The 18481-nt window shown below is 65.5% G+C and carries 21 protein-coding genes; 16 read left to right on the top strand and 5 right to left on the bottom strand.

What is annotated here, in order from left to right:
• The first annotated feature begins 74 nt into the window (after window positions 1-74).
• Window positions 75-1127: a JmjC domain-containing protein gene (locus VGM61_RS03035; RefSeq protein ID WP_331521240.1), complete on the top strand. Its 1053-nt coding sequence runs from the start codon at window positions 75-77 to the stop codon at window positions 1125-1127.
• Here VGM61_RS03035 and VGM61_RS03030 read toward each other — a convergent pair.
• From VGM61_RS03030 to VGM61_RS03015, 4 genes are all read right to left on the bottom strand, one after another.
• Window positions 1124-2209: a hypothetical protein gene (locus VGM61_RS03030; protein ID WP_331521239.1), complete on the bottom strand. Its 1086-nt coding sequence runs from the start codon at window positions 2207-2209 to the stop codon at window positions 1124-1126. The two genes, VGM61_RS03035 and VGM61_RS03030, sit on opposite strands and share 4 nt — an antisense overlap.
• 12 nt (window positions 2210-2221) lie before the next feature.
• Complete coding sequence (locus VGM61_RS03025) at window positions 2222-3052, bottom strand: AraC family transcriptional regulator (RefSeq protein WP_331521238.1); 831 nt, start codon at window positions 3050-3052, stop codon at window positions 2222-2224.
• An 80-nt stretch (window positions 3053-3132) separates the two neighbouring features.
• The gene (locus tag VGM61_RS03020) at window positions 3133-3396 is read right to left on the bottom strand and encodes a flagellar biosynthesis protein (RefSeq protein ID WP_331521237.1); all 264 of its coding nucleotides are present in this window, start codon (window positions 3394-3396) and stop codon (window positions 3133-3135) included.
• Entirely contained in the window at window positions 3393-4790 is a 1398-nt protein-coding gene (locus tag VGM61_RS03015; RefSeq protein ID WP_331521236.1) for a flagellar hook-length control protein FliK, read from the bottom strand. Before VGM61_RS03015 ends, VGM61_RS03020 begins: the two co-directional genes overlap by 4 nt.
• Before the next feature lie 154 nt (window positions 4791-4944).
• On the opposite strand from VGM61_RS03015, the gene VGM61_RS03010 reads away from it, so the two are divergent.
• The 15 genes from VGM61_RS03010 (at window position 4945) to glp (ending at window position 18106) form a co-directional block, all read left to right on the top strand.
• A complete protein-coding gene (locus VGM61_RS03010) occupies window positions 4945-5238 on the top strand; it encodes an STAS domain-containing protein (RefSeq protein ID WP_331521235.1) in 294 nt (97 codons plus the stop codon).
• A 23-nt stretch (window positions 5239-5261) separates the two neighbouring features.
• Window positions 5262-5624, top strand: a complete 363-nt coding sequence (locus tag VGM61_RS03005) for a response regulator (RefSeq protein WP_331521234.1) — start codon at window positions 5262-5264, stop codon at window positions 5622-5624.
• A 5-nt stretch (window positions 5625-5629) separates the two neighbouring features.
• The gene (locus VGM61_RS03000) at window positions 5630-7600 is read left to right on the top strand and encodes a chemotaxis protein CheA (RefSeq protein WP_331521232.1); all 1971 of its coding nucleotides are present in this window, start codon (window positions 5630-5632) and stop codon (window positions 7598-7600) included.
• Window positions 7601-7682: 82 nt separating this feature from the next.
• Entirely contained in the window at window positions 7683-8189 is a 507-nt protein-coding gene (locus VGM61_RS02995; protein ID WP_331521231.1) for a chemotaxis protein CheW, read from the top strand.
• A gap of 11 nt (window positions 8190-8200) precedes the next feature.
• Entirely contained in the window at window positions 8201-9925 is a 1725-nt protein-coding gene (locus VGM61_RS02990) for a methyl-accepting chemotaxis protein (protein ID WP_331521230.1), read from the top strand.
• Window positions 9926-10804, top strand: a complete 879-nt coding sequence (locus tag VGM61_RS02985) for a protein-glutamate O-methyltransferase CheR (RefSeq protein WP_331521229.1) — start codon at window positions 9926-9928, stop codon at window positions 10802-10804.
• Window positions 10801-11460, top strand: coding sequence for a chemoreceptor glutamine deamidase CheD (gene cheD / locus VGM61_RS02980; RefSeq protein ID WP_331521228.1), 660 nt, complete (start codon window positions 10801-10803; stop codon window positions 11458-11460). Before VGM61_RS02985 ends, cheD begins: the two co-directional genes overlap by 4 nt.
• Window positions 11461-11518: 58 nt before the next feature.
• Window positions 11519-12622 carry a chemotaxis response regulator protein-glutamate methylesterase gene (locus VGM61_RS02975; protein WP_331521227.1) on the top strand — a complete coding sequence of 368 codons (1104 nt, stop codon included), beginning with the start codon at window positions 11519-11521 and terminating at the stop codon, window positions 12620-12622.
• A 17-nt stretch (window positions 12623-12639) separates the two neighbouring features.
• On the top strand, window positions 12640-13812 hold the full coding sequence (locus VGM61_RS02970; RefSeq protein WP_331521226.1) for a methyl-accepting chemotaxis protein: 1173 nt from the start codon (window positions 12640-12642) through the stop codon (window positions 13810-13812).
• 16 nt (window positions 13813-13828) lie between these two features.
• A complete protein-coding gene (locus VGM61_RS02965) occupies window positions 13829-14134 on the top strand; it encodes an STAS domain-containing protein (protein WP_331521225.1) in 306 nt (101 codons plus the stop codon).
• A gap of 102 nt (window positions 14135-14236) precedes the next feature.
• The gene (gene moaA / locus VGM61_RS02960; protein ID WP_331521224.1) at window positions 14237-15214 is read left to right on the top strand and encodes a GTP 3',8-cyclase MoaA; all 978 of its coding nucleotides are present in this window, start codon (window positions 14237-14239) and stop codon (window positions 15212-15214) included.
• Window positions 15215-15235: 21 nt separating this feature from the next.
• Window positions 15236-15484, top strand: a complete 249-nt coding sequence (locus VGM61_RS02955) for a MoaD/ThiS family protein (protein WP_331521223.1) — start codon at window positions 15236-15238, stop codon at window positions 15482-15484.
• A 3-nt stretch (window positions 15485-15487) separates the two neighbouring features.
• Window positions 15488-15970 carry a molybdenum cofactor biosynthesis protein MoaE gene (locus VGM61_RS02950; RefSeq protein ID WP_331521222.1) on the top strand — a complete coding sequence of 161 codons (483 nt, stop codon included), beginning with the start codon at window positions 15488-15490 and terminating at the stop codon, window positions 15968-15970.
• Entirely contained in the window at window positions 15967-16896 is a 930-nt protein-coding gene (moaCB, locus tag VGM61_RS02945; protein ID WP_331521221.1) for a bifunctional molybdenum cofactor biosynthesis protein MoaC/MoaB, read from the top strand. The genes VGM61_RS02950 and moaCB overlap by 4 nt, the downstream gene beginning before the upstream one ends.
• Entirely contained in the window at window positions 16889-18106 is a 1218-nt protein-coding gene (glp, locus tag VGM61_RS02940; protein WP_331521220.1) for a gephyrin-like molybdotransferase Glp, read from the top strand. The genes moaCB and glp overlap by 8 nt, the downstream gene beginning before the upstream one ends.
• Window positions 18107-18110: 4 nt before the next feature.
• Here the strand turns inward: glp and VGM61_RS02935 are convergent, their stop codons facing one another.
• Window positions 18111-18473 carry a hypothetical protein gene (locus tag VGM61_RS02935; protein WP_331521219.1) on the bottom strand — a complete coding sequence of 121 codons (363 nt, stop codon included), beginning with the start codon at window positions 18471-18473 and terminating at the stop codon, window positions 18111-18113.
• Window positions 18474-18481: the final 8 nt, after the last annotated feature.

Below are 18481 nucleotides of genomic sequence, written 5' to 3'. Positions count from 1 at the left end.
ACCGGGCACCCTTGCATGGGAGCCGGATGTACCCACCGGCCTAGTCCATCCGGCGTGTGGCAGAGCGCGGGTCGATGCCCAATGATGTCGGCGCGGCCCTGGGAGGGCCGGGCAACGGCGGGGTCAAAGTAGTGAATATCCAGCGTTCCAGTGCCGTGGAGCTTTCGGCCCATCGCGTGCAGCCGACGGACGGAAAGGCGTTCTCGACCTTCCGTATCAACCGGCTTCGCCACGACTTCCACCTGCATCCGCTGCTGCAGCTTCCCGAACTTGCCAACCTGGCACGCGAAATGATGCCCATGGGCAAGTGCCGTTTCGTACGACCGGGCATGCAGCAGGACTCGAAATTCGACCATGCCGGCGAGCATCCCGATGGCCGCGGCATCGATGAAGTGTTCCGTCGTATCGAAGAAACCGGCTCCTGGATAGCGCTCTACAACATCGAGTCAGTACCGCGTTACGCCGCCTTGCTCGAAGACATCCTCGATACCGTGCGCGAGATCGTCGAGCGCGAGCAGCCGGGTGTGTTCAACCTTTCAGGCTTTCTCTTCATTTCCGCGCCGCCGTCGGTAACGCCATTCCATATCGACCGCGAGAATAACTTCTGGCTGCAATTGCATGGCCGCAAGGTGTTATCGGTGTGGGACGACTCCGACCGCGTGGCGGTACCAGCCGATTCGGTCGAGGATTTCATCGTCAACCACACCTTGAAGAAGGTGAAGCTGACCGATGCCAGCCGGCATTCGGCGCATGAATTCGACAGCGGCCCGGGTGATGGCGTGTATTTCCCGAGCACCTCGCCGCATGCCACGCGCACGGACAACTCCTGGGTGGTGCCCGGTGACGGCGTTTCGGTGTCGCTGGGCGTTACCTTCTATACCAGCCACACGCGGCGCATGGCCCGTGTGCACCAGGTGAACCGTGCGTGCCGGAAATACCTGCACATCGATCCGGCGTATCCGGGTGCGGCGCCCATCCGTGACCGGATCAAGGCACCGCTGGGGTTTGGCCTTGCCATGGCAAGGCAGTTCGCCCTGCGCCAGCTGCACGCCATACGGGCCTTGCGCGAAGGCGTGAAACCCGTCGAAGGCTGGTGGGGCGAGAAGGCCCCACCCGGTTCCTACTAGCGAAGCGTCGAGGCGAAGAAGGCCGTCGCCTGTTTGATGGCCACTTCATGCGTCACATCCTGCGCTACTGCGTGCTTGCATAAAGCTCCAAGCTGCGCGCGGCCGGCGTGGGTGCAGGTGGCAAGGAAATCGTAGTGCCCGACCTTGTCCAGTTCATGGATGGACGCATGCGGCAGCAACCGGGCCGCCAGCTCGCCGTTGGTGGCAGGCTGCGCCACCTCGTCGGCCTTGCCCAGCAGGATCGACACCGGTTGCTGCACGATCTTCAATCCTTCCGGGTCGAACGCCTCGATGATCCCGGGTGCCATCACGAATACCGAGCGGATACCGGGCACGGCGTGATCGTTCTTCGCCTGGCTCATGAAAGGGGCAAGCTCCGGCGTGGCCGCCGCCTTCAGATGGTCTTCGAATGTTACCCCCGGCGACTCCTTCTGCGGCATGCATGTGCTGTCGCCTGGATGCGCGCGGCAGAAGGCAATGAAGTGGTCCAGGTCGACGCGGGCACCGGCGGCGGCAAGCGCGGCAAACCCCCCGGCTGAGAAACCGGCAACGCCCAGTCGCGCGGTGTCCACGTGCGGCGCCAGGGTGCTATCGGCAAGAACGGCTTTCAACGCGGCCTTGAGGTCTTCGGCGCGCTCCCAGATCAGCGTGCTTCCCGCCACGGTCATGGGATCCATGCCGTTATTGCCCGGATGGTCCACGGCGATCACTAGGTATCCCGCGCGTGCCATGGCGATACCGAACCAGCCCATGACCCGCGCGGTGCCGCCATTGCCGTGAGACAGCAACAGGGTTGGAAATTTGCCGCTTGCGATGGAGGCGTCGGCAGCTGCGGAACCGACATTGAATAAGGGCGCGTCAGGCGGGCCAACGGTGATCGATGTTTCTTTTGAGCCATCAGCCGCCGGGTACCATACGGTATAGCGCACCACATCGCGGTGGGCGGCATCGCGCGCGGCAGCGCCTGGCGTATGCGTGGTGCCGTGGCGTTCGCCGACCGGCGTGGAAGGCCGCGCACAGGCGGCCATCGGTAAAGCCATGGCGAGGAGCGCCGGGACCAGCCATCGAATCATCGATCGCATCTTCTGTTTCCTTCAAGTGGATTGATTCACGGCCAGCGGAAGCCAGATCTCAACGCCGCCGTTGCCCGTGGTGTCGTCGAAGCGTTCGTCGTAGCGCTCGAATTCTGGAGCGTCGGCGAGGGTTAGGCCCGAACCGGGCAGGTAGTCGTTCAACAGCCAGTACCAGGTGGAACGGATGGTGCTGATATGCCCCTCATGCCAGCCCACCACGTAGCGCCGGGCCGGGATGCGTACGGTTTGCCACCCGGTGCGGATATGCGAGAACGACGGCACGGCAAAGCCTGCGATGTAGTCGAAGTTGCCTTCCTCGTCGCTGTTGCAGCACACGCCATAGGCGATCGGCCCGGCATCCCGGCTTTCGCCCAGCAGCCGCTGCCATTGTGAGGGGATCGATGCCACCGACGTGCCGCGGTGGCGAGCACCGATGCCGGCGATCAGCAGGGTATCGGCATCAGCCAGGCGCGGTTCCTGTGCGCATGGGGCGGAAACATCGTCCAGCTTGACCGCGTCCACCAGTGGCAGGCTGCGCAGGCCATGCTCGCGCACATCGTCGGGCGTGCGGCCGAACTGTTCGCCGAACGCGCGGGTAAATGCACCATGGGATGAATATCCGGCGACCAGCGCCACCTGGAGGATGTCGCCGGCTCCGGCAGCGAGTTTGCGCGCCGCCTCACTCAGCCGGCGTCCGCGCAGGTAGCGCACGATCGGGCTGCCGGTGCTGGCCTGGAACAACCGCGACAAGTGGAACGGCGAGACGCCCACCGCGTGTGCGATATCGGCCAGGGCGAGCTCTTGCTCGTAGTGGCTTTCGATGTACCAAAGGGCTTTGCCGGCGGCACCCATGCTGTCGTCTTCCGCGTTGATCCAAGGCCAGGGCGAAGGTTAGCCCAGGGCCGGCCATTCGCGTTTGACCGTTCTTGCGCCTAGCCCTCGCCTGCACCGTGGATGGCACCGAGCACCGCCGCCAGCAATATATAAAGCTGGTCGGGAATATCCTCCCGCAGACGCACCGCGGCGAGTACCGCGGCCACCTGTGGATCGACGTTGGGCGCCAGCCCCCTGGCATGGGCGCGCGCCAGCAGGGCCTCCACCTCTTCGGTACCGAGCTTCTGCGACACCGTAGCGCGTGCGGAACTTGAGAGGCGAAGCGTTACCTTGCGCCGTGGCGAGGGAAGGACCTGGGTCATGCCATGGCCTGCAGGAACACGGCGCTGCGTTGGCTTGCCACCTGCGGCAGGCCCTGCACGATGGCCAGGTGCTCCACCTGCATGCCGGCCTCTTCGATGAGGCGATGGAGTTTCGGTGACTGCGCCTCGAGCTGGCGCACGGCCGGTTCGAACTGCGCGTACACCCGTACCGTCGCCCGCAGTCCACGCAAGTGGATGTCGCCCTGCAGCGGCCCAAGGCTGGGCACATCGATGGTGAATCCCAGTGTCCAGCTGTCGCTGGAGGATTCACCCGCCGTGTTGGGTTCGCGTTCCATCTTCAATTGCAGCACGTCGTATCCGCGCACCCCGCGGACCGGCAGTTCGAGCATCCACGCGTTGGCCTGCGGTTGCGATTCGAGCTGGCTCACCTCCAGCCGGGCCACCGCGCCGCGCACGTTCGTGCGCAGGTGCTCGACCAGGCTGTCGACGTCAGTCTCGGCATCGACCACCATCCGCGCCTGCGTCAGAAGTGCCCGTTGCCGCAATGGCGGCGGTACTTCCTGCGCATCCTGTGCGGTGACGCGGTTGCCGGGCATCGGTTGCCGTGCCAGGGCGGCTACTACCTTGAGCAGGGCGGCTTTCCAGTCGTCGCCGTCTGCAGGTGCGGCGCTCCCACCCGGTAACGGCAGCGGCGCGGGGCGTTGCACCGGTGTGTCGGCCTGGCGGCCTGGCGTCCCGGTGGTTCCCGGACCCTGTCCCAGCAGTTGTCCAAGCGAGCGGCCAAGGGACTGCCCTAGCGCCTGTCCGAAACTTGGCGCGGGTCCGGCGTTGGCGCCGGCGCCCTGCGGCGTGCCGGCTGGCGTTCCCGTCGGCGATCCCGCTGGCGGTCCACTGTTCAGTGGTGCGCTGCCGTCCTGTTGCCGGGCTTCATCGAGCAGCGTCGACTCGAAGAACAGGCCGCTACGGGCAATCGCCTGCTGCAATTTGTCCGGTAGCGAGAGCTCATCGGGCGTGGGGATGGCCTGCTCGAGATTGGCCAGTGCCGTACGCAGTTCCGGCGGCAAATTCCTCGCGGCGGGACGACGCGAGAGCGCATCGAGGGTGCCGAGCAAGGGTGCGTAGCCCGCCTGTTGCGGCAGCCGGTCGCGCAGGGCCTGCATCAGTACCTGGTCTTCGGCGGCGTCCAGCACGACTTCGAGCTGGGGCAGGGGGCCGTTGCTTGCCACGCGCACGGTGAACTGAGAGGGCAGCGGCACGGAGGTCGCATCGGCCTCCACCGTCATGCCGGCGATCTGCAGCACCAGCAGGCCCTCGTCGTTCAAACCCAGCGATTGCGCCTGCATCACGGCGCCAAGGCGCAGGGCTTCACCGACACTGCTCGCGGCAGCGCCGGCCCAGACCTGGGCAGCGATCGTCGTGGGTTGGATGATCACCGTCGCAAGTTCCTGCATGGGATGAGGGGTTGTCCCCCACGGTATCGGCGGCGCCGTCGCGGTCTTTAGTGCAATCGGAGCTAAAGCTTCACCCCCTCGCGCCGATAAGCCCTGCAAGAGAAGCCCGGGTGCCGCCCGGGACGCACGGATTCCCATGGCCTCGCGCAAGTCCTTAGCCCCGATCACCCTCGATGCGGACCTCCGCCTGTCCCAGGCGCCGGCCCTGCGCGAGCGTTTGCTCAAGGCTTTGGGGGCAGGTAGCCCGGTGACGCTCGATGGCGGCGACGTGGCCCAGGTGGATACGGCGGCCCTGCAGGTGCTGTGCGCCTTCGCACGCGACGCGATCGGCGCGGGCCTGCCCGTAGGCTGGAGCCGGGTAAGCCCGGCCTTGCGTGAGGGCGCCGCGATGCTTGGACTGAACCAGACAATGAACTTGCCGGCGGCCTGATGCCGGCTTTGACGAGGTAGAAGATGGCTAAGATTCTTGCGGTAGACGATTCAGCTTCGATGCGCAGCATGGTGGCCTTCACCTTGCGTGGCGCAGGCCACGATGTGGAAGAAGCCGAGAACGGACAGTTGGCCGTGGAGGCGGCCAAGGGCCGCAAGTTCGACCTGGTGCTGGCCGACGTCAACATGCCGGTGATGGATGGCATCGCCATGGTGCGCGAGTTGCGCGGCCTGGCCGAATACAAGGGCGTGCCGATCCTGATGCTCACCACCGAGTCACACCCGGAGCGCAAGCAGGAAGGCAAGGCGGCCGGCGCCACCGGCTGGCTGGTCAAGCCGTTCGATCCTGACCAACTGCTGGCCACCGTCGGCCGCGTGTTGGGCTGACCCTCATGGCAAAGGTGGATCTGGCCCAGTTCCATCGGGCATTTTTCGATGAGAGCAACGAAGGCCTCGCGGCCATGGAAGCCGCGTTGCTGGCACTGGATGCCGGTTCCGATGACGGGGAATTGATCCACACGATCTTCCGCGCCGCCCATTCGATCAAGGGCGGCGCTGCCACGTTCGGTTTTGCCGACGTCGCCGCCTTCACCCACGTGGCCGAATCGTTGCTCGAGGAAGTGCGCTCGGGCCGCCGGGCGATCGATGCCGCGGCGGTGGAGTTGCTGCTGCGCTCGGTCGACGTGGTGCGTGTGATGCTCGAGCGTTCGGCCGCCGGCATAGCCGCAGCCGATGCCGAGAGCGAGGCATTGCGGTCCGCCCTGGCGGCCATGGTCGGGGGCGCGGTTGTCGCCACCGTCGGCCCGGCCAGCGCGGCCGTCGCGGGCGTGGCCGGCTGGGACGTCACCTTCCGTCCCTTCGACTACCTGCTAAAGACCGGCAACGAGCCGCTGCGCATGTTCCGCGAACTGACGGCCCTGGGCCGCCTTGAGACCCTCGCGAACCTCGATGCGCTGCCCTCGCTGGTGGCGATGGATGCCGAATCGGCGTACACGTCGTGGCAGCTCACCCTGCATGGGGATATTCCCCGCGCCAAGGTCGACGCCGTCTTCGACTGGGTCGACGGTGATTGCGAGCTTGCCGTCACCGAGCGCAAGAGCGCATCGCCTGCCGTGTCGTCCACGACGCCGGCTGCCGCAACGCCAAATGGTCCGCGCGCCGTGCGCGAGGTGGCTGCCAACCCCGATGCACAGTCCATCCGCGTGGGTACGGAAAAAATCGACCTGCTGATCAATATGGTCGGCGAGCTGGTGATCACCCAGTCGATGCTCAGCCAATTCGCCGACGGCGTTGATGCCGCCGGCCTTGAGCAGTTCCGCGCGGGCCTGGCCATGCTGGCGCGCAATACGCGCGAACTGCAGGAAAGCGTGATGGGCATCCGCATGCTGCCCATCAGCCACGTCTTCAATCGTTTCCCGCGACTGGTACGCGACCTGTCGCAGAAGCTGGACAAGAAAGTGAGCCTGGATCTGCGCGGTGAAACCACGGAGCTGGACAAGAGCGTGCTGGAGAAGATCGGCGACCCGCTGGTTCACCTGGTGCGCAATGCGATCGATCATGGCTTCGAATCCACTGCGCGCCGCCGCGAGGCAGGCAAGAACGAAACTGGCACGCTACGCCTGGAGGCCTTCCACCGGGGCGGGTCGATCGTGGTGGAAGTGGCCGACGATGGCGCAGGGCTCAACCGCGAGGCGATTATCGGCAAGGCCATCGAACGCGGCCTGCTGAGCTCCGGCGACGGGCTCTCCGACGACGATGTCGCCGAGCTGATCTTCGCCCCGGGGTTCTCCACTGCTGCCGCCACCACCGACCTTTCCGGCCGTGGCGTGGGTATGGACGTGGTGCGCCGGAACGTCAACGACCTGGGCGGTTCGGTAGCCATCCGCAGCGTAACGGGGAAGGGAACCACCTTCACCATCACGCTGCCGTTGACCCTCGCCATCATCGATGGCCTTACCGCCAGCGTCGCCGGCGAGACGTACATCGTGCCGCTGGTGTCGATCATTGAATCGGTGCAGATACAGGCCGATGGCGTGAAATCCGTGGCCGGCGGCGGGGAGCTGTTCCGCTTCCGCGATGCATGGCTGCCGATCGTACGCATCGCCGACGCTTTCGGTTGCGCCGGTTCGCGCCGCGGCATCGGCGAAGGCATCGTGATCGTGGTCGAGGGCGAAGGCGCCCGTTTGGGCCTGTTCGTGGACGAACTGATCGGCCAGCAGCAGGCGGTGGTGAAGTCGCTCGAAGCGAACTACCGGCGAGTATCGGGAATTTCCGGCGCCACCATCCTTGCCGATGGCGCGGTGGCGCTGATCGTGGATATCGCGGGACTGGTTCGCCAGCAATCGCGGCGCAAGGCGGCATGAATATTCAAGGGTAGCCCCCGGGCTGCCGATAGCTCGATGAACGAATCTAAGGGGCGGGCATGAACCCCGCAGGTGACGAACGATGAACGATGCAGCAAACCAGGCCATGGATGCCACGCAATACCTCACCGTGAACCTCGCCAACGAGGAATACGGCGTGGATATCCTTGCCGTACGCGAAATCCGCGGCTGGACTCCGGTTACCCGCATCCCGCAAGCACCGTCCTACGTGCTTGGCGTGCTGAACCTGCGCGGCGCGATTGTGCCCGTGCTGGACCTGCGCCTGCGCTTCGGCCTGGTACGCGAGGAATACACCGCCACTACCGTCACCGTGATCGTCGCCGTCGCCGGCAGGAATTTCGGCGTGGTGGTGGATGCGGTATCCGACGTGGTCGATGTCGAGGCTGCCGCGGTACGCCCGGTGCCCGACATGGGCACGGCGGTGGACACCGAATACCTCAAGGGATTGACCTCCGTCGGCGAGCGCATGGTGTTGCTGCTCGACGTGGACCGCTTGTTGCAGCCGCAGGACGCGCAGATGCTCGAGGCCGCGCTACCCGCGGCGGCCGACGTGAAAGCAGTGGCATAACAGGATCCATCATGAAGAAGCTGAAGTTAAAGTTGAAGATGCCCGCGTTGTCCGTGCGTAACCGCCTGGTCGGCGTGCTTGGGTTGCTGGTGGTGATGCTTGTCGGCGGCGCCGTCATCGGCCTGGGCTCGATGTACCGCCAGAACGAGGGTACGCGGCAGATCTACGAGGAAGAACTCGAGCCGGCGCAGCTGATCAGCGAGGTCAATACCAACGCCTTGCAGGCTTTCATCGTGCTCGGCGAGGCAGCTTCGCAGATCGCCAAGCCGGACCAGGTCAAGCAGAAGGTCGCCGAGTTCGACAAGCTGCAAGCGCGCCTGGACGTGATCAAGAAGAAGTTCGACACGTATCCGAAGTCCGCAAGCGTTGCAGCAGCTTACAAAGACTGGCATTCCACCGACCAGGACTATATCCAGGCCAAGGCCGACGTCGTCGATGCGCTCAAGCAGGGCGACGCCGGCGCCAGCGACTCGCTGGAACTGGAGATGCGCCCGCTGCTGATGCAGCGCCAGGAGGCGCTGGCCAAGCTGGTTGAAGCGCAGCGCGCCGATGCCGAGGCCATCTTCAACGCCCAGGTCTCGACCTACAAGAAGATCCGCGTGGTTTCCATCGCTGCCCTGGCGCTGGGCCTGCTCGTATCGCTGGTGATGGCGACCCTGTTGATCCGCTCCATCGTGCGCACGCTTGGCTATGCGGTGAAGGTGGCCAACGAGATTGCCGAAGGCAAGCTCGGCCATAACATCGAAACCCGTCGCGATGATGAACTGGGCCGCCTGCTCGAAGCCTTCCGCAGCATGGACCAGCGCCTGGTGGGCATCGTCGGCGAAGTGCGCCACGGTTCCACGGCCGTCTCCAGCGCCTCGCAGCAGATCGCCCGCGGCAACGACGACCTTTCCCAGCGCACGCAGGAACAGGCGTCCAGCCTTGAGGAAACCGCTTCCTCGATGGAAGAAATGACCTCCACCGTGAAGCAGAACGCCGAGAACGCCAGCCACGCCAACCAGCTGGCCCGCGGTGCCCGCGAGCAGGCCGAACGCGGTGGCGAAGTGGTGGCCCAGGCCGTCACTGCCATGCGCGAGATCAACACCTCCAGCCGCAAAATCGCTGACATTGTCAGCCTGATTGACGAGATCGCCTTCCAGACCAACCTGCTGGCTCTGAACGCGGCAGTGGAAGCTGCACGTGCCGGCGAGCAGGGCCGCGGCTTCGCCGTGGTCGCGACCGAAGTCCGCAACCTTGCCCAGCGCAGCGCCGGCGCAGCCAAGGAAATCAAGGGCCTGATCAACGACAGTGCCGAGAAGGTGCGCACCGGTTCGGAGCTCGTGGACCAGTCGGGCAAGGCGCTGGCCGAGATCGTCGACAGCGTGAAAAAGGTAACCGACATCGTTGCCGAGATCGCTGCTGCCAGCCACGAACAGTCCGCGGGCATCGACCAGGTCAACCACGCCGTGCTGCAGATGGACGAAATGACCCAGCAGAACGCGGCCCTGGTGGAAGAAGCCGCAGCCGCCGCGCGTGCCATGCAGGAGCAGGCCGGCGAGCTTTCACGCCAGGTTGGTTTCTTCCGCTTCGGCAACGAGGCCGAGGCCGCCGTGGCGGTTACCAGCCCGGTCGTCCGCGCCAAGGCCCAGGCCAATGAAGTCAGTGCCATCCTGGAAGCGGTGCGGCAATCGCAGCCGGCCCGCGCCACGCGCGCGGCCGAGACGGCCGATAGCGGCGCCTGGAAGGAATTCTAAGTGAATGCCCGGCCCCTGGATGACGGCGATCCCGCCGCGCCTGCGGGCGTGGGCGGGCCCGTGCTGGGCGATGCAGAGTTCGAGTTCCTGCGCCAGTTCGTGCTCACCCATTGCGGCATCAGCCTGGGCGACCACAAGCGGCAATTGGTGCAAGGGCGCCTGTTGCGCCGCCTGCGCGCGCTCAAGCTTGACGGGTTCGCGGCCTATTGCCAGCTACTGCGCTCCGATCCGGACACGGAGATGGGCGAACTGGCCAGCGCGATCAGCACCAACGTCACCTCGTTCTTCCGTGAGGTGCATCACTACGACTTCATTGCCAACGAGCTCTTGCCCCGTTGGTTGAACGAAAAGCGCCATGGCCGCCTGCGCATCTGGTCGGCCGGCTGTTCCACGGGTGAAGAGCCCTACGCCATGGCCATGGTGTTGGCCGAAGCACTGGAAAAATCCGGCGCACAGATCGATGCGAAGATCCTTGCCACGGATCTTTCGCCGCAGGCCCTGCGCACCGCGCGCGAGGGCGTGTACGCGATCGACCGCCTGGCTGGTGTCGAGGAAAGCCGCCGCCAGCGCTGGTTCCAGCGCGGCGAGGGCAGTTACGCCGGCCTTGCCCGCGTGCACCCGCGCCTGCGTGAGCTGGTGACGGTGCTGCCGCTGAACCTGTTGCACGAATGGCCGATGCAGCACGCCTTCGATGCGATCTTCTGTCGCAACGTGGTGATCTATTTCGACAAGCCGACCAAGCAGCGGTTGTTTGCGCGCTACGCGCGGCAGCTGGTGGACGGCGGTTACCTTTTCCTCGGGCATTCCGAATCCATGTATGGCCTCTCCGAGGACTTCGACCTGGTGGGACGCACGATCTACCGGAAGCGCACCGCATGACTCCCATGCCCCTGTCGCCGCCGCGCACCTTCGTCGGTTTCGACCCGCAACGCGTCCTGCCCGGCTTTGAGCACGTGCGGCGGTTCTGGGACCCGGCGCAGGACTGCGTGACGGTGAAGATCCTGCCCGGCGAGTTCTATGTCAGCGCCCAGCACGAGATGGTGTCCACGGTACTTGGTTCGTGCGTCTCGGCCTGCGTGCGCGACAAACGCCGCGGGATCGGCGGCATGAACCACTTCATGCTGCCCGAGCCGACAGGCCCGCGCGATGGCTGGACGGCCACCGTGAGCCGTGGCGCCCGCTATGGCAACGACGCCATGGAGCAGTTGATCAACTCCATCCTGCGTGCCGGTGGCCAGCGCCAGGATCTGGAAGTGAAGATCTTCGGCGGCGCCCGCGTGCTCGCCGCGATGACCGACATCGGCCAGCGCAACATCGATTTCGTCCGCAAGTACGTGGCGGCGGAGGGCCTGGAGCTGTGCGCTTCGGACCTGGGCGACGTCTATCCCCGCCAGGTGCAGTTTTTCCCCCATTCGGGGAAAGCCAGGGTCCGGCACCTGCGGGCGGTCCACGACACCACCCTGGTCGAACGTGAACGGCGCTACCTCAAGCGTTTGGCCAACGATCCGATAAAGGGGGAAGTGGAGCTTTTCTGAAGCTCCCCTTCGCCCGGGCATTCCGTAGCAAGGCAACAGGTACAGGCACTGGTAACCCATGCAAAAAGTCCGCGTCCTCATCGTCGACGACTCCGCCCTGGTGCGGCAGTTGCTGACGACCATGCTTTCCTCCGATCCGGCGATCGAGGTGGTGGGCGTGGCTGCCGATCCATTGATCGCGCGCGAGAAGATCAAGGCGCTCTCGCCGGATGTCCTGACGCTGGACGTGGAAATGCCGCGCATGGACGGCCTGACCTTTCTTGAGAACCTCATGCGGCTGCGGCCGATGCCGGTGGTGATGGTGTCCAGCCTCACCACCGCCGGGGCCGATGTCACCCTGCGCGCGCTGGAACTTGGCGCGGTGGATTTCTTCGCCAAGCCCGACAACGACCTGGCCAACAACCTGCCTGAGAACACCCTGGCGATCTGCCAGAAAGTCCGCCTGGCAGCCGCGTCCCGACCGAAGGCTCGTTCCGTGGACGTTGCCAGGCTCGAGGTACCCCCGCGCTTGACCGCCGATGCGGTGTTGCCGATGACCCAGGCGGCCGGAAGCCGCGGCGGCCAACGCGTCATTGCCATCGGCGCCTCCACCGGCGGTACCGAGGCGATCCGCGTGGTGCTGGAGGCCATGCCGCCCGACGCGCCGCCGATCGTCATCACCCAGCATATTCCCGCCGCGTTCTCAGGTCCCTTTGCCGAACGCATGGACAAGTGCTCGGCCATGCGCGTGGTGGAAGCCCGCGACGGCCAGCCGATACAGCCCGGCCATGCGTACATCGCACCGGGCAGCCACCACCTGCTGGTGGTGTGGAACGGTGCGAGCTATGTATGCCGCCTGCATGATGGCCCGCCGGTGAACCGGCACAAGCCGAGCGTCGACGTGCTGTTCCGCTCGGTGGCCGCCAGCGTCGGCGCCGCCGCCATCGGCGTGCTGCTGACCGGCATGGGCGACGACGGTGCCCGTGGCCTGGGCGAACTGCGCCAGGGCGGCTCGCCCACCCTGGTGCAGGACGAGGCATCCTCGGTGGTCTGGGGCATGCCCGGTGCCGCTTTCAAGGCAGGCGCCGCCGACCAGGTGCTGCCGCTGGACCAGATCGCCGCGCGGGTACTCGCGTTATCCCATCTTCCCATTGCCGCCGCGCCGACGCGCGTGGCGAGCTGAACCGTAAAGGCAACATCATGGACGTCAATCATTCCCGCGACAGGCTGGTCGGCTTCGTCATCAGCGCCCTGGCCATGGTGGCCGTGCTGGCCTTCCACGGCGCCTGGGTGGCACCGCTCGCGGTCGCCGTGCTTGCCGGCTGCTGGATCGTGCTGTTCCACCGCCGCGGTGCTGCCGTGGAGGTGGTGGAAGCCTCCTCCAACGATCCGGTCGCCGTGCGCGAGGCCATGGAAGAAGTGCGCAGCGCCATCGTCGACGAACTGGGCCACGCCAGCCGCGAGTTGCACCAGGCGCTGGACCTGCTGCGCGATGCCGTGGCGGAACTGGGCGGCGGCTTCGACGGTCTTTCCCGCAAAACCGGTATGCAGCAGGCGTTGTTGCGCCAGATCATCGAAGCTTCGGGCAAGGGAATTTCCGTACAGGACTTCGCCGCCCACACGGGCGATCTGCTCGAGCACTTCGTCGGCCTGATCGTACAGTTGTCCCGCGAAAGCCTGCGCATTGTCTACCGCATCGACGGCATGAGCCGTGAGATGGACGCGGTGTTCGCGCTACTGAAGAACGTCAACACCATCGCCGAGGAAACCAACCTGCTGGCGCTCAACGCCGCCATCGAGGCCGCGCGCGCGGGTGAGTCCGGTCGTGGTTTTGCCGTTGTCGCCGGTGAGATCCGCAACCTTGCCCAGCATTCGAACCAGTTCAACGAGAAGATCGGCACCCACGTGGAGCGCTCGCGCAAGTCCATGGAGCAGTTGCGTGAGCTGGTCGGCGCCATGGCCTCGCAGGACATGAGCGTGGCCCTGGCGGCAAAGGGCGGCATCGACGGCATGATGGTGCACCTGACCGAAAGCGATGCGCGCACCAATGCCGCCGCGGACGAAGCAGCCACCATCAACCGCGGCCTGGGCGCTGATGTATCGACCACCATCCGTTCGCTGCAGTTCGAGGACATCCTCAGCCAGCTGCTGCACCAGACGCGCACGCGCCTGGTGGAACTGCAGGAGATCACCGCGGACTGCACCCGTGACATCGAGGAGCTCGCCTGCGCCTCCACCGATGCCACCGAACTTACCGATCGTGCCCAGAAAATGCGCGCCCGCCTGGCCGAGCAGCGCGAGAAGGCCCGTCTTCGTTCGCGTGGCCCCGCTCTGCAAACCTCGATGACCGCCGGCGACATCGATCTGTTCTAGACATCAGGAGAACCCCATGTCGCTCGACGTCCACCATGATCCAGAACACAACTGCCTCACCCTGCACCTGGGCGAGCGCTTCGATTTTTCCATGCACCGTGCCTTCCATGATGCGTGCCTTGCCGAGGGCAACAGCGCTCGCAGCTATGTCGTGGACCTGGGCGAAGTAGGCACCATGGATTCCTCGGCGCTGGGCATGCTGATGCTGCTTCGCGAACACGCCGGCGGCGACCAGGCCGAGATCCGCATCGTCAATGCCAGCTCGGACCTGCGCAACACGCTGCGAATCGCCGGCTTCGACCGCCTGTTCACCGTCCACTAACCTTCCTTCCGCCGCCGCCACCGGCTGCGGACAGGCCATGGCTGGTGCGATATCCCACGGCGATCATGTCGCCGTGACCGAAGTTGTGCGTTAATGATCACGATGAACGCCCAGCTGCCCGACCAACACGGACGCACCAAGCGCAAGTTGCGGATTTCCCTCACGGATCGCTGCAATTTCCGCTGCACCTATTGCATGCCTGAACATCCGACGTGGCTGCCCCGGGCACAACTTCTTTCCGGACCGGAGCTGCTCAGGCTTGCCGGTCTATTCATCGACCAGGGCATTACCCAGATCCGCCTCACTGGCGGTGAGCCCCTGCTGCGGCCAGACCTGCTGCCCCTGGTGGATGAATTGCAGGGCCTGAGGTCCCGCGGCCTGGAGCGCATTTCCATGACTACCAACGCCTCGCGCATGGCGCCTGTGGCGTCCCGTCTTGTCCAGGCCGGCATCGATGATTTCAATGTCAGCCTGGACGCCATCGATGCAGACACGTTCAAGAACATGACCGGCCGCGGCATCGCACCGGTGCTCGAAGGCATCCAGGCGTTGCAGGATGCAGGCGCTTCGGTGAAGCTCAATGCCGTCGTGGTACGCGGGCAGAACGAACACCAGGTGCTGCCCCTGCTGGAATGGTCCATGCAGCAGGGCCTGCCGTTGCGTTACATCGAATACATGCCGCTTGATGCCCCCGGCCACTGGCAGCGCGAGAGCGTGGTGGGCGAAGACGATATCCTGGCGGCCATCGGCGTTGCCCACGACGTGGAAAAACTCCCGCGCGGCGCGGACCCGGCAAGTCCCTACCAGATAGACGGCCATTTCCCGCTGGGCATCATTTCCACCGTGACGCATCCGTTCTGTGCATCGTGCGATCGCCTGCGCATCACGGCCACTGGCGAGCTTTACACCTGCCTGTTTTCCCGGTTAGGCACCCCGCTCGGCGTGCGCATGCGCGCCGGCGATGACGATCAGGCGATCGTCCACCTGCTTCGCCGCGCAGTGTGGAACAAGGAACCCGGCTACGCGTCGACGCCAGGACCGGTGGACCGGCCCGTGCTGATGCATGCGATGGGTGGTTGACGAACACGCAATGGAACCCGCATGACAGCCGTGACCTTCGAATTCTTCGCCAACGTCGCCCGCCTGGCGGGTGCTTCCCAGATCGCCGTGGAAGTGGGTGACGCCGCCACGGTAGGCGATGCCATCGCCGCACTCAAGGCCTTGCGTCCGGACCTCGCCGGTGCCGTGGAGGCCTGTGCCTGCGTCAGCGGTGACGCCATCGTGCGCCGCCGTGATCCACTACCGGCTGATCGACGCATCGCCCTGCTGCCGCCCGTGGCGGGAGGCTAGGCCATGGCTTTCCTTTCGTACCAGCCGCTGTCCATCGATACCTTGCTGGAACTGGACGCCCATCCCGAATGCGGTGGCCTGGCCCTTTTCGTCGGCACCGTGCGCGACGAACACCTCGGCCGCAAGGTTGCCGGCCTGGCCTATACCGCACATGAAGGCGTGGCCTCGCGCCTGATCGGAGAGATCGAACAGCGTACGCGGGAGAAATTCGGCGTGCCGTACTGCCGCATCCAGCATCGGCTGGGAAAGCTTGCCATCGGCGACCTGGCGATCGCCTGCGTCGTGCGCGCGCCGCATCGAGCCGAGGCGTTCGAGGCATGCCGGTGGGCCGTGGATGCCGTCAAGCACGGCGTGCCGGTGTGGAAGGAAGAATTTTACGCTGATGGCAGCAGTGCGTTCGTCGAGGGCTGCTGCATCCGCGACGACTTCGACGATGACCCGACGCACCATCACCGGCATCCTCACCAGGACTTCAAAACAGCATGAAAGACGTCGGCATGAAGCCGGACTCGCTGCGCTCGGCGCAGGCGACGGCCACCCTGCATGCACCCGCGCACTGCATCGAGTTGCTGCGAAGCGGCAACACGGAAAAGGGCGACGCCCTGAAGACCGCGCGCGTGGCCGGCATCCTGGCCGCCAAGCGCACCGATGAACTCATCCCGCTTTGCCATCCACTGCCGATCCATGCCGCGGAGGTTACTTTCGAACTGGGCGATGGTTATGTGGTGGTGACGGCCCAAGTGCACACCATCGGGCCGACAGGTGTGGAGATGGAGGCGCTGACCGCCGCAAGCCTGGCCGCGCTAACGTTGTACGACATGTTGAAGCCCTACGCCGAGCCTGAGCAATTGCACATCGAAGCGTGCCGGCTGCTGGAGAAGAAGGGCGGCAAGTCGCATTACCGTCGCCGCCTGCGCGCAGCGAAGGCGGCGGCCATCGTGGTGCTGTCTGATACCGTGGCCCGGGGCGACAAGCCCGACACGGCAGGTGTCGCCGCACGACAGGCACTGCAAGCGGCCGGCTTCGATCCCATCGACTACCGGCTGCTTGCTGACGACACGACGGCACTTGACTCGGTATTGACCGAACTCACTGGAGCGGGCGTACCCCTGGTGTTGACGGTGGGTGGTACCGGGGCGGGACCGCGCGACATTACCGTGGACGTGGTCGGAAATAGGCTCACCATGGAGCTTCCCGGCATCATGGAAGCCGCCCGCGCCTTCGGCCAGCAGCGCATGCCCTTTGCCATGCTTTCTCGTGGTACGGCGGGCTATATCGGCCAGACCCTGGTGGTAACCCTGCCGGGCAGCCGCGGGGGAGCCGAACAATCGCTGGCGGCGATCCTGCCCGGATTGGTGCACCTGCTCGACGACGCCCGTGCCGGCCACGCACATCCCGGCGGTTATGCCTGAGCGCCGCCTGCTATCCCTGGCTGAGGCGCTGGCCATGTACGAGGGTGTCGGCGCCTTGCCGACGGTCAAGCTCGATCTGGCCAGCGCTTTGGGCCGCGTTCTTGCAGACCCCTGCCGGGCCGCCGTGGACCTTCCTTCCTTCACCCAGAGTGCGATGGATGGCTATGCCATCCGTGGTGGCGAAACCGGCGATGCCACCCCAACGCGCCCGGTGGTGATGCCGGTGGCAGGCACCGTTGCCGCGGGGGAAGCCCTGACGCCACCGATGCTTCCGGGCACTGCCTTTCGTATCTTTACCGGTGCGCCGTTGCCGGTGGGTAGCGACGCGGTGGTTCGCCAGGAAATCGTCGAGCGCAGTGGCAACGACATGCTGCTGCGCGAAGCTGTTCCGGTCGGTGCCAACGTGCGCTACCGCGGCGAGGAATTGCAACGCGGCGATACCGTTGCCGGCGCCGGCCAGCGCATCAACGCTGGCTTGCTCGGCGCATTGGCGATGGCCGGGGTACATGAGGTCATCGTGCATGGCGCCCCCCGGGTGACAGTGCTGGTGACCGGCGATGAAGTGGCACGTGAAGCCGATGACACCCCGGCTGGCCGCATCCACGATGCCAATGGTCCGATGATCACCGCGTGGCTGGTGGAAAGGGGCTACCCGGCGCCGGTGCGCATATACGTGCCTGACGATCCCGCCGCCGTCCACGACGCGCTGGCACAGGCACTGGACAGCTCCGACCTCGTCATCACCACCGGCGGCGTGTCGGTAGGTGATCGTGACTACATACCATCCACCGCCGAGTCGCTCGGTGTGGAAAAGAAATTCTGGAAGGTGGCGCAGAAACCGGGCAAGCCGCTGTGGTTCGGCCGGCGGGGATCGAGCTGGCTGATGGGCATGCCGGGGAACCCGGGCGCCGTGCTGGTGTGCCTGGCGGTCCATGCCGCGGCGGTACTTGCACGCCTTGAGGGTGAGGCACGCGCCATACCTGACTGGAGCATGGGTGAGCTTGCGCAAGAAGTGGAAAGCGATGACGGACGTGACCGTCTGCTGCGCATGAGCGTCATCGCCGACGATGGCCGGCTTCGACTCGTGCCACTGCCGCGGCAGGAGTCACACATGCTTTCCAACCTTGCCAGCGCCTCGGCGCTGGTGTGGTTGCCGCGCCGCGACCAGACATACGCGGCGGGCGAGTTGCTGCGCTATATCGCGCTGTAGTGCCTTACCAGGTACGGACGTCGGACACCGTCACCGTGTAGTTGGCCATTTCGCTCTGGTAGCGGAACAGGCGGCCGAGGTCGAAGTCGACGCTCTGGCCCGGGGCGATGTTCGAGGTGCCGGCGGGCCAGCCCTGCTTGGTCTGCAGGACGTTACCGGCGGCATCCTTGGCCTCGATCTTGACCTGGGCGGCGGCAGCTTCCGGACACTTGTTCACCAGCTGGCCCTTCATGTTGAAGCGCGGCTGGCCGGCACCAGCTACCAGCTTGACGGCGAAGCCGTCGACGGTGAAGTCCTTCGCGGCGCAGGCAGCGTTGGCGGCAACCGGGGCCAGGAACAGCAGGGCGGCAATGGCGGCGATTTTCATGGTTGGAA

It is taken from the genome of Pinirhizobacter sp. (genome assembly GCF_036499745.1).
GTDB lineage: Bacteria > Pseudomonadota > Gammaproteobacteria > Xanthomonadales > Rhodanobacteraceae > Pinirhizobacter.
This window is presented reverse-complemented; position numbering and strand designations above follow the sequence as displayed.